The 13,706-nt window shown below is 63.4% G+C and carries 8 protein-coding genes and 1 CRISPR repeat array; of the genes, 1 reads left to right on the top strand and 7 read right to left on the bottom strand.

What is annotated here, in order from left to right; genetic code table 11:
• Positions 1-587: 587 nt before the first annotated feature.
• Positions 588-2,066, bottom strand: a complete 1,479-nt coding sequence (locus tag ACWD38_RS10920) for an SDR family oxidoreductase (protein ID WP_450123964.1) — start codon at positions 2,064-2,066, stop codon at positions 588-590.
• Positions 2,067-2,625: 559 nt separating this feature from the next.
• Between ACWD38_RS10920 and ACWD38_RS10915 the strand changes: the two genes are divergently transcribed.
• The gene (locus ACWD38_RS10915; RefSeq protein WP_450123963.1) at positions 2,626-3,126 is read left to right on the top strand and encodes a TspO/MBR family protein; all 501 of its coding nucleotides are present in this window, start codon (positions 2,626-2,628) and stop codon (positions 3,124-3,126) included.
• Between the two features lie 396 nt (positions 3,127-3,522).
• Here ACWD38_RS10915 and ACWD38_RS10910 read toward each other — a convergent pair whose 3' ends face one another.
• From ACWD38_RS10910 to ACWD38_RS10885, 6 genes are all read right to left on the bottom strand, one after another.
• Positions 3,523-4,686 (bottom strand): FUSC family protein, encoded by a 1,164-nt coding sequence (locus ACWD38_RS10910; RefSeq protein ID WP_450123962.1) that lies wholly within the window; start codon positions 4,684-4,686, stop codon positions 3,523-3,525.
• Between the two features lie 319 nt (positions 4,687-5,005).
• A CRISPR array of direct repeats spans positions 5,006-5,339; the repeat unit is 28 nt; unit sequence GTCGGCCCCGCGCACGCGGGGATGCTTC.
• A 509-nt stretch (positions 5,340-5,848) separates the two neighbouring features.
• Positions 5,849-7,999, bottom strand: a complete 2,151-nt coding sequence (locus tag ACWD38_RS10905) for an NACHT domain-containing protein (RefSeq protein ID WP_450123961.1) — start codon at positions 7,997-7,999, stop codon at positions 5,849-5,851.
• Between the two features lie 952 nt (positions 8,000-8,951).
• Positions 8,952-9,761 carry a DUF2637 domain-containing protein gene (locus ACWD38_RS10900; protein ID WP_450123960.1) on the bottom strand — a complete coding sequence of 270 codons (810 nt, stop codon included), beginning with the start codon at positions 9,759-9,761 and terminating at the stop codon, positions 8,952-8,954.
• 668 nt (positions 9,762-10,429) lie between these two features.
• Entirely contained in the window at positions 10,430-11,425 is a 996-nt protein-coding gene (locus ACWD38_RS10895; RefSeq protein WP_450123992.1) for a tyrosine-type recombinase/integrase, read from the bottom strand.
• 65 nt (positions 11,426-11,490) lie between these two features.
• Entirely contained in the window at positions 11,491-12,030 is a 540-nt protein-coding gene (locus ACWD38_RS10890) for a hypothetical protein (RefSeq protein ID WP_450123959.1), read from the bottom strand.
• Positions 12,031-12,569: 539 nt separating this feature from the next.
• Positions 12,570-13,640, bottom strand: coding sequence for a hypothetical protein (locus ACWD38_RS10885; RefSeq protein WP_450123958.1), 1,071 nt, complete (start codon positions 13,638-13,640; stop codon positions 12,570-12,572).
• Positions 13,641-13,706: the final 66 nt, after the last annotated feature.

The raw sequence follows: 13,706 nt of genomic DNA, 5'->3' as shown, positions 1-13,706 counted from the left end.
TAAGTTGGCCGTTGCTGGGAGCGTCATCTTGCGCTGGCATCTTAATAGGCCACCCGTGTGCTTGAGCGGCGAGAGAGCTGGGAATCAGTGTGAAATATTGACGTGATGCGTGAGAGTATTCTTTGGTTTCGGCAACGGCGTGCGATACTTGTGAGAGCACAGTTATTGCTATTGCTTCCGCAGGCAACTATATGATCTCGGCGCTTATCGCAGTTGGTTAGGTCGTCATCGCAGCAGAGATAAGGCGTAGTCGAGCGCAACGGACTCAGGAAAAAGGCAGAGCATTACTCTGATCGGGCGTAAGTGATGAGAAAGTTGGCGTAACGCAAGCGATGGGCGGTAGGGTCGCTTCTGCGAGTGACGCCGTGCATGATCGGTCGCGCAAGCGGTCCCCCACAGCTGGTCTTGCGCTCCTCGCGCGGGTGCCGGGCTAGATTTCCTCCCATCGAATCAGCCCGGCACCCTCCCGAAATCGAGATCGAAGTAATCTTCGGTTGCCATTTTCCCGCTATCAGCGTGGTACCGATACGGGAAAATTTCATGAAGCTGCGCGATTCGCATCTCGTTCACTGTCGGAATCACGTGACTCACTCTTGTACGCGAGCCCGCTCGTGCGCGAGCTGCGCCGAACGAAGCACATTCCGCGCCATGCCTCCGAAGACGATGCCGTGGAACGGCGCCACTGACCACCAGTAGACCTGCCCGGCCAGTCCGCTCGGTACAAAAATAGCGCGCTGGTGGTAACACGAACCCCCGCCACTAGTGGACGTAACGGACAGCTCCAGCCATGCCTGCCCCGGCACTTTCATTTCGGCGCGCAACCGAAGCAGCTGCCCGTCGCGGATCTCCTCTACCCGCCACCAGTCCAGGGCATCACCCGTGCGCAACGTATCGGGATCCCGCCTGCCGCGGCGCAGTCCGACGCCGCCGAGCAAGCGGTCCGCCCACCCCCGCGCCGCCCAGGCCAGCGGGAACGAGTACCAACCGCGAGCGCCTCCGATACCCTCGATCACTCGCCACACCTCGCTTGCGGGCACACCGCTGCGGCGCTCCCGCTCGTCGGTATAGGCGCTACCGCCTGCCCACGCCGGATCCGAGGGCAGCGGGTCCGCGGGCGCTTCGGCAGGGGAAGCATCCGACCAACGCGTCTCTACCTGGGCGTGCCGAATCTTGTGCAGCGCGAGTTCTACCGCGCGCTCGTATCCGGTTAGCTCGTTCCTCGATAGTGCGAGGTGTTCATCGATATCCTGTTCGGAGCACACTGCCTCGTGCACCAGCGACTCGATCAGTGGTCTGCCAATGCTCTTAGGCACCGGCGTTACGATGTTGATCCAGTGCGAGCTCAACCGCGGAGACAACACCTGCACTGGGACCATGATCCGTTTGGGCAGCCCGGCCACGGCGGCGTAGCGTCGCATCATCTCCGCGTAGGTCAGCACCTCAGGGCCGCCGATGTCGAAGGTCCGGTTGATTTCAGCAGGCAGCCCGATCACTCCGACCAGGTAGTGCAGCACGTCCCGCACCGCGATCGGCTGCACCCGGTTTCGGACCCAGGACGGTGTCACCATCACCGGTAGCCGCTCGGTGAGATAGCGCAGCATCTCGAAACTCGCCGACCCAGATCCGATGATCACCGCTGCCTGCAAGGCCACTGTCGGCACCCCGCTGCGCAGAAGAATGCGCGCTACCTCGGCGCGCGAGCCCAGATGCTCGGAAAGATCTTTTTCGTCGGGGTGCACGCCGCCCAGGTACACGATTCGGCTCACCTCGGCCTTTGCCGCGGCCTCCGAAGTGATCAGTGCCGCCCGCCGATCGGTCGCAGCGAAGTCCTCCCCGGATAGCGAGTGCACGAGGTAGTACAGGACGTCCACCCCATGGCAGGCCTCCAGCATCGACGCCTCGTCGAGCACGTCGCCACGCACCACTTCGACGTCCCGGCGCCACGGCACGTCGCGCAGCTTGTCCGGGGTGCGCACGACGCACCGTACCTGGTGGCCTGCGGCCAGCAGGCGGGGCACGAGCCGCCCGCCGATGTAACCGCTCGCACCGGTCACGAGGCACAACATGACACCACCACCTATATCTTGCTCCTGCCTCCACGCCTCGGATGACGTACAGGGACCAGTTTGACCCGGCGCCGTTCGGCGGTACCCCGACTCGTATCGTCCGAACCGCGGAACTCGTTCGGCGCACCGTCGCCCAGCCCGGACCTGACGCGCCGATCTCAACCAGACCTGCTGCGCCGTTCTGGCGACACGCATCTCGACAGGGACAGGGCGCAGCGGCCCTTAGTATCGGTTGAGCGTGCCAGAGCCCTTCTGATCGCTACTGTAGCCGCGTGCTGCACCGCCGGGAATTCGGTTCTGCGCCGGCTGATGTCGATGACGAGCCGTCCTCGAGGTCGACGTCCTCGCCGCCGTATCCGGGACTGGTGCAGGTTCGGCGTCGTTGTGCTGCAACGGAACGCTACCGCCTCGGTTGGGGACCGTGTCTTGCCACCTCTTTGTCCATGGCCCCGGACGATCTCGGATCTCGGTCCTCGCCCTAGTGCAAGCCGAAGCAAAACCAGTGCGATCAGCGTTAGCCTGGCGGGCGAAACGATGACCAACGACCGTAGAGGCGAGCATGGGTATTTTAAGTGTGCACGGTGTTCGCGTCGGACGGGCACTCTCCGCTGCTGCGGGGTTCGTGCTCGCTGTCGCCGCGGTCGCGGTGGCGGGCTCGTTCGCAGCAGGGGCGGCCGCCCAGAGTTACGCTGCGCTGACGCAGCCGTCTTGGGCGCCCCCTAGCTGGGTTTTCGGCCCCGTGTGGACTACCTTGTACGTCCTCATTGCATTCGCGGGCTGGCGGATTTGGCTAGTAGCAGGTTCGATCGGAAACGCCCGATTGGATTTGTCGCTGTACCTGGTGGGATTGGTTCTCAACGCACTCTGGACGCCTCTGTTCTTCGCTCTCGAACTCCCAGTCGCCGCCATGGTCGATATTCTAGCGCTTGACGTGGTGATCATTGTCACGGTAAGCGTTTTTCGGCGTCGAGATTCTTTGGCCGGCTGGGTTTTGCTTCCCTATCTGGTGTGGACGCTCTTTGCTACGGCCCTGAACGGTTCCATAATCGCGCTGAACTAATAGCCGACGTTCTGATTGACAAATTAAATAACTTGAGCCTAAAAGATTGTCTCATGCAATTTGGCTCGCCATAGGTCTCGCCGACGTGCCGCTTCGCCTGTGTGTGCTGGCGAGTCCCGCGGCGGGATGGGACTTGACCGCCGGGGGCGCAACGGCGAGAAGTTTCAGTGCAGAAAAGTCGTTGATACTGGCCGCAGCTTCGAGCACAGAGACCTCGACGAAAACTACGGGCACGGGTGAGGTCACCCTCATGCTCCTCAAATTTGAGGAGACGATGATCAAAATTCGCGAGTGTTCTTGCCTCCAAGCACTTCGACCTCGGCCAGCTGCTGCCTCGGCAGCAGGCATCGGTACCAGCATCCTGGGAAGAAGGCCACGCGACTATCAGTACTAGCCCTACGCGGGAGTGGACACCGCCTTCTCGGTTGGATCGTCCTCGGTGGTGTCCATGAGCTGGTCCAGGTTCTGCTTGGCTTGGATGAACTCACCGACCAGCCGGTGCGCGTCGGTCTGCAGCGCGCCGTAGACGGGCCACTGCTGGGGGCTGTCGAGCTCCTGGTCTTTGGATTGTTCGACGAGTGCCTGGTAGGCCTGGCGTGCCCGGTTGGTTGCGTCGTCGAGCTGCTCGGCGTGTTCGGTGTCTTCGGCGCTGTGCAAGTCGCCGAGACAGCGCGCGGCTTCGGCTGCTGCGGAGAGCACCTGACCGTAGGCGGTCAGGAATTGGTCGTGCTCGACCTCTCGGGGGTGGTCGGTACTGGTGGTGTAGGTGAGTCCTCGCGTGGCCGAGCGTAGTTGTTCGGTGGCGCGTTCGAGGGCGTTGATGATGGTGCGATGCCCCTCGAACGAGGTCGAGTTGCGCAGGAGCAGGCGACGCGGATTGAACCGCATGGTTTCCGCTGCGTGTTCGACAGCGGAGCGCGCCTGGGCCACGGTGTCCGGGAACTGGTTGGCCCGGTGCTGCCACGCCTCCGCATGGTTGCGCTTCGGCACTCCCTCTTCGATGCCCTGCGCGACGTCTGTGAGCAGGTCACGCATCGAGCGAGCCAGCGAGTTGAGGCCGTACTCGGCGCTGCGGTACCGCAGGGGCGGCACGATCAGCAGGTTCGTGATGATTCCCAGCGCGCAGCCCAGCAGGACCAGGCCTGCGATGCTGGCCAGCTGCAGGAAACTTGCTGGTGAGCCGCCGGATTGGGTGAACGAGGAGTAGGCGAACAGCGCCGCCACACCCACCTGAGGTCCCTGCTGTCCGAGCTTGCGCCAGCGACCCAGCAGCAACGCGATCATGATGAGCATCGCGAAAGTCACCGTCGCCGCCCCCAACAGTGGCGTCAGGAACCCGGCCAGCACGACTCCGGCGACCATCGCAGCAGCGTACCGAGCGGCCTGGTCCAACGACTGCGATAAAGTGGCCTGCACCATGAGCAGGGCCGTGAACGGCGCGAACGTAGCCGAGGGTGCTCCGAGCAGGTCGTTTGCGATCACCCAGCCTGCGGTGGCTGCGATCACGCTTTTAAGGATCAGCAGGAAGGCGTCCCGGTCCGGCCCGGCGTGCCCGATCACCCGATGTGCGAGAGCTGTTACGCGCTCCCAGCACGTCTTCGTAGGTTTCCGGTCGGTCGCTGATCGGGGCGGCTCGTCTTGCTCATCGTGATCAAAAGTGTTTTGAGCGTCCATAGCGATCGATACGATCACGGACGCGCTACCGACGGGGCGTCGGGTCAGTGAAGTCACTATCCATTGGATGTGTGCTTCCTCTACGCTTCCGGCTGTGCGAGCGATCTTTGTGTGTAACCCGGAATCGACCACATCCACCTCCGCAGCGGTCCGTGAGGTGCTGATCAATGCGTTGAGAAATGTGGTCACACTCGATGTCGTCGAGACCGGCCCCGCGCACGCGGGGATGCTTCGAGTCAGGTCGCAGTCCGACTTGTAGACGACGCGTCGGCCCCGCGCACGCGGGGATGCTTCGAGGTGCTCGGGTTCCAGCCGTCGTACCGCCATAGTCGGCCCCGCGCACGCGGGGATGCTTCCGGGAACCAGCCTGCGTCGGCGGCATCGTCTCCGTCGGCCCCGCGCACGCGGGGATGCTTCTCGCGCCGGCGGGGCTGAACCCTGCACCGGAGCGTCGGCCCCGCGCACGCGGGGATGCTTCCCGAACCCACGGCCCTGAGATCGGGTCGATGATGTCGGCCCCGCGCACGCGGGGATGCTTCGCTTGCAAAGCGGAATGTGGCATGGCTCAACGTGAGCCTCCGTTCTCACGTAGGCCGTTCTCGGGGGGCGCCGTCTCTGGCTCGTAGTCGGTGATCTGGACTTGCGGGTCTGCTCGACGTGTCGGCTCGGTATGCTCGAGTCGATCCGCGTGGTTGCCGAGCATCGCGGGCGCGGGGTCGGTTTCCGAACGGTGCGCGAGGTACTCGCTGCGTTTCCGGGCTATGAGTGGTTGTTGTCCTCGGTCGCCGCTGAGGTCGTGCTGTTCTGGCGCTCGTTGAACTTCGCCATCGAGCAGCCTGTTCGGTACTGCGAGCACATGTTGGAGGCCGACCGCTGGACGCCGTGGTGGCCGACTCCGGCGGTTGCAAGGGGAACTACCCCCCCGGGTGGGGTTTGCTCTCGCGTGCTCACGCGACGTATTCCCGGTGAGCTCGTCCGGCTGTGTGTTGAGGCCACCGTGTGCGCTTGGCGACGGCAAATCGATGTCGGGCAGGCCTTGGCGGAGGTGCTAGGGCGTGTGTCCGAAGTGGACGTGGCTGGCGTGGTCTGGCTGGTCGGTTCGGCTGTTGCGGCGTGGCGTTCGGTGGTGTTCGGCGAGGTGGTCTCGGAGTCGGGCGTGGCGGAATTGGTAGGCCGCACCTGTTGTGCGTAATACGCCTCGGTCGTAGGCGTCTTCGAGGAAGCGTTTCGTGCGCCAGGGCAAGCGGCCGGTCAGCGGCAGCCACAGGCGTGCGAACAACAGCCAACTGCCCCACGCCGAGAACGCCAGACGGACAAGTCCGGCCATGATCCCGACTGAGAACGCGGCCTGGAGTGCGTTCTCGAGATGGGCATCGTGATATCCGGACCCGCCTATCAGAATCGCGACCACGACCACGAGCCCAGCAGTGAGCACAGACGCGATCGTTCGGACGAGCGCGACCTTTCGGTCACGGGTCAGGAGTGTCCACGGGTCGGTGGCGTGTGGATCATGGCTGTCTGCGAGAGTGGACACAGCGATGTTCACGTGTCCGTATATGAGCCCGATCAACAGCCCGACCATGAGCCCACCCTCAAGTCCGAACACGAGTTGACGGGCGAACCCGAACTCCGGGCCGAACACGAGTCCGTTCGTGAGCCCGCCTACGAGGCCGCCTACGAGCCCGACCACGAGCCCGTTGGTGAACTCGGAGACGGACTTCTCGATGTATGCCAACGGGGTGCGCTTCACACCGCTTCGATGCCGCAAACCCAGGCGCAGTCGTTCCGGTTCCTGTCCAGGATGCCTGCGAGAGATTCCCACTTCGTTGACGAACGCGACCGCGAGCCCGGCCGCCAACCCGATCGACAGCCCGAACGGGAGTCCGATCGAGAGCAACCAATCGAGCCCGAACACGTACCCGAGCGCGGGTCCGAGTAGGAGCGCGAACCCGAGTCCGACAGTAGCTGCGGTGAGGAGGATGCGGGTGTGGCGGTGGAGTGTGGTGGGCAGGTGCCACCAGATGAGGTCGTGGGTGTGGCGTCGTTGGAGGTGGTCGGCGAGGTGGCCGAGCCAGTGGCGGGATCGGTCGGGGTTCCACTGCGTATGGCGTGGTCTGCGCGGGCCGGTGTCGCGGCTGCTGGGGTAGATGGTGCCCAGGTAGGCGTGCAGGAGGTGGTCTTCTAGGGCCGTGGTGGTGGGGAAGCGTTCGGTGTCGAGGAGTTCGCTGGGGTGGTGATGTGCGGTGTCGTTGTAGTTATTGCGGGTGAGCGTGACCATCAGCGGTGTTCTGAGTACGTGGGTGAGGCTCTGGCTGGCGGTCTGGTCGGGGTGGGTGTGGAGCTGGCCGAATACGGTGTCCCAGTCCCGGCTGCGGGATTTGCCGGCGCTCAGACGTAAGTACCGGTGGGCTTCTGCGGGGGTGATGTCCTGGAGTTCGATGGCCGCGGCGCGGCCGACTGCTCTGACCGTGTGCGCGGCGTCGCGGTATTCCTCCTGGCGGCTGGTGATGACCAGGGGTGAGTCGAGGTCGCTGATTTTGCGGATCGCGGCAGGGTGGTGCTGGTGGGGGATCTCGTCGAATCCGTCGAGGACCGGGAGGATCAGATTCTCCTGGACGAGGACTTGTCCCTGGATCTCGCCGGTGGCGGAGTTGCTGCCGTTCAGGAATCCGAAATCGCGGAGGAGTTGCTGTATCAGCCAGGGCTGGAGATCGGTGGAGGCAGGGTTCCAGCCGCCGAGGCTGAACAGCACCGGGACCGGGCCGGTGTCGAGCAGGTCGAGAATCAGGCGGTGTGCCAGCACGGTCTTCCCCGCACCGGCCTGCCCCACGATGACCAGTCGCTTCGAGCGAACGGCTTGGTAGGTATCGCGGACGGCCGTGAACTGCCCTTCCAGCGATACGGGATCCACGTTGCCGTGGATGTTCTCCGGGTGATCGCCCAGTTCGTCGGTGGCGGTGCGCCAGCGCACCGCTAGCGCACCGGAACTGCTGATTCCCCACGTCCGCACTGCCTCTGCGCTGGCTTCACGGACCTCGCGCCGGAGACGCCAGAGCGGCTCGCGCAGCGACTCATCCACATGCCGCGCATCGGGCGGTTGCTGCCACACCAGGAGGTCGCCGTGCACGTTGCCGGTCTGGAGAACGTTCCCGCGCACAGGGCCGGTGATCTGGTTGTGGATCTCGTCGCGGTTCGCCACGCCGTCCAGTGTCTCGCACAGGCCTGGACACCACGTGTGATCACTCCGGATCACCGATACCGATTTGGAGGGCAGGCCCTAGGCCCGCGGTCCTACGACGTCGGCGATGCGCTGGAGACCGTCGCCCAGGTGCTGGAGCGCTACGCGGGCACCCTGCGGTACGTGCAACGCGAAGCCGAAGCGATCTCGCTGTGGAACCGGGCCCAGCAGGAAACCCGTCACGCGTGGACGGCCCATGACGCAGTGGCGGCGAAGGAGGCCCTCGGCGTAGCGGCCGGAGATCCGGGAGCAGGCCGAGTCCGAGGGCAAGTTCTCGCAGCTCGCGCACGGCGCGCTTTACCTGGCGGGCTTCGTGCCCGGCATCGGCGAGGCCGCTGGCCTGACCAACGCCGCCTGGTACGCCGCGCAGGGCAAGGGCGTCGAAGCTGGCCTGTCCGCGGCAGCCGCGGTGCCGTTACTGGCTGGGGCGCCGGTGCCACCAATGTCACCAAGGCCGCCGACGCGGCCAAGGCCGCCGGCCACGTTCCCGCCCAGCTCGGCCAGGCGGTCCGCAAGAACTACCGCAAAACCTTCCCTTCGAGAACTATCCCGAACTCGAAGGGAAGATCGTGGTTCACCACGCCGTGGAACAGGCATCAGCCAGGCGCTACCCCGACGCCGACCTGAGCATGGTCGAGATGCATTCCTGCGAAAATCTTCGCGGTATCCCCAAGAACGGAGCAACACAGTCCGGGGCTCGGGTGAGGGTGGGTCATGCACGTTGCTCCTCTTTTAAGGTCAGATGGCGACAGAAGTGCGGTTCAACGCGAGATAACCCGTCGGAACGAGGAAAAACTAGGGTCGCTGAACTGCACTGACACGCGAAACTGCTGGTGGGATCCAGCTGATAACTACCTTGGCGCGGTAGAGTTCGTCCTCTCCTTAAGTAGCCGCCTATATGGGCTCACAGTATTCATTCGACAATCACCAGCGTTTCCATTGGTCGACGGTGTTGTCGGATGTGACTGGTGAGGGAGCGGGCTCGTTTTGATCCGATGCTGAGCTTCCGACGGAGAGTGTCCGCGGAGATCGGACGCTGGCGCAGGTTCCAGTGCTCGGCGTCGAGACGGTATGCCTCATGGCGCAGGGGATCGTCAGCCGCTGCCGGCAGTGTCCTCGGGTTCGCTTGCGCGTTGTTGGTACTGCGATGAGATGCCGTGTTCGCCAGGGTGCGCAGCGCTGATACCCCTGGAACCTGCCTGGGAGCCTCTGATGGCTCACTGTCATCGCCTGGTCCGGTCGAGTGTGGCTGCGCTGATTCGGTCTCGCTGGTCTCCCGGACGATCTCGTTCGTCACGTCCACGCGTCGGCGCTTGAGTGCTTGGCTGAGCAGTTCGACCGAGAGTAGGAGCGCTAGGGGCGGGCAGGCGGCCACGGCGATGGAGAAGATGTTGAGTTCAGGTGCAGAGGCGATGTTGGCGCAGAGTGAGAGCCCGATGCCGAGGAAGAACGACAGCCATGCCTTCCACTGGCCAGTGGGGCCAGGAATTTGACCGGCCTTCCAGAGTTCGATGGTCGCCATCGTCAACAGTCCATCGACAATGAGCGGCCAGAGTGTGGCGGTGGTGTCGTCGGCGCCGTACCGCAGGGCGAACTCGCGGCCATGGCGATACGAGACGTAGGCCGCGCCCATTGCGACCAGAAGGGTGCAGGCGCACTGCAGACGCAGCGATCGATCGTAAACGCCGCATGATCTGACGGTTCCACGGTTGACTGCGCTCATCGGGCCACTCCCCGCTTCGCGCGGCGCTCCATGGCCAGGTCTACCTCGACCCGGATTTGCAGGTCACCTGACCCGATGAGTGGTGTGATTGCTGGTGGTGCCCCCGGCCTGAGTCGAACGGACAGAGAACGTGTTGCGGCGGTGGTTAAGAGCCTGCGGAAATTGGGGAGCGCCGATCTTTCCGGGGCGGCTGGTCGTCAAACGTCTAATCGAGTCGATCATGTTCCGTATGAAGTCAGCCAGCAATGAAAAGTAAGTCTGCGCGCTGTGGCGGACCCACGCTTGTGCGGCGTGTAGATGACGTGATCGAGGGTGGTTGTGAAAGGGGTAGGTGTTTCGGCTAACATCTTCCGTATGGAGATGCATCCCCGTTTCGGGGATCACTCCCACTGGCGGGAGTTCAAGTCTCCCATGCGACTCGGCCTCGTACGCGGACGGGTTCGTGTCCGCTTGTTGATGACTTCGGACATTGCGAACTCGTATGACTGATCCAGGCCGGTACGTGGTCCACTGGCGCAGTTCGGTCGGGGATGTGTTCCTCGGTCGCGATCGTGGCGAGTGTGCGGTTCGAACGAAGTGTTCCCTAGGTGGTTGGTTTCCGTATCGATGAGGAGGAAGGCATCCGCCTACGCCTTCGCCCAAGGCGTAGGCGGATGCGTGGGTGGAGTTCAGTCGTGCTGCTGTTTTTGTCGTGGTGTGTCGGGGGCGAGTGGGTGGGGTTCGTCGGTGATTGCTGCTAGAGCGGTGGCGACTTCGTCGAGGTTGGCGCGGACGTAGGTTGTGGTGGTGCTCGTGTCGCCGCTGGTGCTGGTGTGCCCGGCGAATGCTCTGGCGACGGCGTAGTCGAAGTGTCGTTCGACCCAGGTCAACGTGGTGTGGCGGAGCCAGTGGGTGCTGATCTGCTGGGTGGCCACCCACGGCAGGTGGGTGCCGATCCGTTTCCACAGATGGTCGTAGCGGCGAGAGGTGATCGGCGCACGGGAGCGGTATCGCAGCAACTGTCCACCGTCGACGGACGCGCCACGTTCTTCGGCGTGGGCCATCAGATGGCGCATCAGGGTCGGCGACACCGGTTGCCAGCGGACCGTGCCTCCCTTCTCGTGCAACAAGATCAGGCACTGGTCCGCATCGAGATCGTGCGGGCGCAGGGCGAGCGCGCCGCCCCGCCGGCATGCTGTCTCGGTGTGCAGCCGCGGCAGCAGCGTGTCCAACGCGGGGTCGTTGCCTGTGGTGGCCGCGACCCGCTGAACGTCTTCGAGGCCGGTCGCTGGTAGTCCTCGCCGGGTGCTGGGGAGCCGGCGTGGCTTCGGCACCCGTTTCGCAGGGTTCTCGGCATCGCCGATCAGCTTGTCAGCGACCGCGTGCCGGTACAGGCACCGCAGCGCTGCGATGAGGTGCTCGGCGGCGCTGCGCCCACCGCGGGCGTTGCGCCGCGACACCACGTGCTCCCGAATGTGCTCGGCCAGCTGTTTGATCTCCAGCGGTGTGGGCTCGTCCAGGTGTCGATCGCCCCATTGCTGCTCGATCCGCTTCCAGTAGGAGGCGTACACCCGGCGCGTGCCCTGGGAGACCGCGGCCGAGACCTTCGGGATGTAGTCGGCGAACGTCGGCAGCGGAGCACGCTGCGCGGAAGCGCCGAGCAGGTCCTCCGGCGAGACTCCCATCCGCTCCAGCACGACCCGCGCCGCTTCCAACTCCGCAGCGCCCGCTGTCTTCTCCGAACCGGTACTCACGACTGCTCACCCCCGTCAGCCGGGAGGGGGAACTCGTTGATCATGGATTCCAGAGCGGCCATCGTGTACACGGCCAGCAGGCCGCGTTGCACGCTGGCGGCCAGCAGCACCCGATCGCCTGCCTGCACGCCGCACCACCGCCGCACCGGGACGGGCAGGGGGATGTGGCCTCGCCGGGTGAGACCGAACAACCCGGCCGCTTCCGGCCGGACCAACAGCGCCGTAGCCGAGAGCAGATCGAACCGCACCCGCTGCCCAGCGCTCCATCCCAACGCCTGGACCACTGCACGATCGGCGATGCGCCCTCGCTCATCGACCGCGGCGATCCGATACACACCGCTCGACCCGCTGCGCACCGCAGCCAGCTCAGGCACGGGCAGAACCGGGGCTGACACCCGCTCGACGTGATCGCTGCCCGCCCACCGCCGCGGCACGACAGCGGGCACATTCGTCTCAGCCACAGTCATCACCCCCGCGGACGCGAGGGTGATGACCCAATGCGACATGGCGGCGGGCGCATTGCGCCACACCGCCATGTCGACTGCTGAACTGCTTCGTAATGTGTGGGAGGGATCCCACCCACTGGTGTCCGAGGTCGTTCTTGCGCGCTAACTACACGGCTTGCGCTTCCCGTGCCTTCGTAAACGTGGGACGAGCGGTGTTCCTTTTGGCCGAACGGGTTCCGTCAAGGTTGCTGGAGGCGCGAGCCCTGTGAGAGCACCAAGACGACGCAGGTCCGTTAGACGGCTCTAGGAGCGGGGCGGCAGTACTGCGGCTAGGTGACGTGTCGAATGTTTAGGAAATTACCGTGATGAGGAGAATCGCATCTTTAGTCGTGCCAGGATGAAGCCAGTAATGGCGATCAGTGTTCCGGTCGCGCCAAGCGCTCTTGAGGTGCCCAAGGCAAAAGCAAGAGCAAATAGCACGCCAGTGCTTGCAATTAGGAAAGCGGCACAGGCAGAGGCAGCCAGCATTAGTGATCTCGCTCGCCGCGTTCGGCTATCGCAGCCCAGTACTTTGTCAATGAGTTCGGTCAAGGTTAATGAATTATTGGTCGACCGAGGTGCGCGTGAGGTCATTTCCAAACCTCCGGTGCCGTAATAGCTGGAACCGTTCCGCTTTCCCGCGGCGCCGTCGTAGTATCAGGCAGAGTTCGCAACAGTAATGCGGGATGTCGCCCTGTGGTAGGAAGAATTCGAGCATCTCCGGCGAATCTACTTGGCGTAGGTTTGTAGTCAACTATCCGTGCGTGGCCCATACCCGTATCGATCTGAGTTCCGTTAGCGAGTACGAATGCGTCGTCGATAATTCCAAAAATAGGATGGGCTAGACTGTCGAGAATGGAATATACGGATGGGCCGTCGTGAATCTCGACATTGATGACTGTGCCGCCGTTTCCTTCCCAAGTGTCGACGGCGAATGAATCTTTCAGGAGGCCTATGCGGCGCAGCATCATGCTTCCCAATGCGACGGGGCCGCATTGTGACCTGTGGAAGTCGAAATCTTCTCGTTCTCCGGGGCTTAGGCGTTGTGTGTTGCCCAGGATCGGATCAATGCAATCTTCCCCTGAGAAAGAGCGCCTGATTTCAGGCCAGATTTGTTTCCATGTGCTAGCGTTGACATTGCGAATAATCACACACGCATCAGTAAGTTCATTTTTTTGATTGAGGAGATGCATGCGTAGATGACGACGTGTGGGGACGAAACGTAGCCCTGGGACTCCAGGGCTACTCGGCCACGGTGTTAGTGGCGGAAGCAAGGCCCGCAAAAAGCGTTCGAGGACCTCCTCGGCTAGGTCCACCATGAGAACATCACGCCGAGGACTGACCGCGCTGAACACCTTGTGGCCTCGATAAGGTTCGCGCAAAATGCTTCCCTGGCAGTCGTGAACTGCTAGGAGTAGTGAAGTTTCCAATAAGCGCTGCGAAAGAGAAGCTGCGTCTGGGAGGAGACACGTACGCAGGTTTGAGTCAGTCACACTGCGATCTGCTGAAATCCTATGCGCGACTGACTGGCGGTGGCGGTGCGCTGCCAACGCCGCCCTCATTTGCTGAGGTGTGGTGTTTCGCCGAATGATTTGACGCGCTTGCTCCCAGCTTTCGCCGGTGAATATATGACGCAGCTCGATCAGATCTTCGAGACTCACGACTGCACTCCTCCTTCACCACCGCCCGGCTCGGCAGGAAGAAATCAGCCATGATCGACTTATTGG

The organism is Saccharopolyspora sp. NPDC002578 (assembly GCF_053592695.1).
The sequence above is the reverse complement of the archived record's forward strand: the minus strand, read 5'-3'. Positions and strand labels throughout refer to the sequence as shown.

What these genes read in the sequence shown, in the direction of transcription:
- ACWD38_RS10920 (WP_450123964.1), bottom strand. Translation starts at nt 2,066, where the DNA reads ATGTTGTGCCTCGTGACCGGTGCGAGCGGTTACATCGGCGGGCGGCTC.
- ACWD38_RS10915 (WP_450123963.1), top strand. Translation starts at nt 2,626, where the DNA reads ATGGGTATTTTAAGTGTGCACGGTGTTCGCGTCGGACGGGCACTCTCC.
- ACWD38_RS10900 (WP_450123960.1), bottom strand. Translation starts at nt 9,761, where the DNA reads ATGAGCGCAGTCAACCGTGGAACCGTCAGATCATGCGGCGTTTACGAT.
- ACWD38_RS10895 (WP_450123992.1), bottom strand. Translation starts at nt 11,425, where the DNA reads ATGGGAGTCTCGCCGGAGGACCTGCTCGGCGCTTCCGCGCAGCGTGCT.
- ACWD38_RS10890 (WP_450123959.1), bottom strand. Translation starts at nt 12,030, where the DNA reads ATGGCGGTGTGGCGCAATGCGCCCGCCGCCATGTCGCATTGGGTCATC.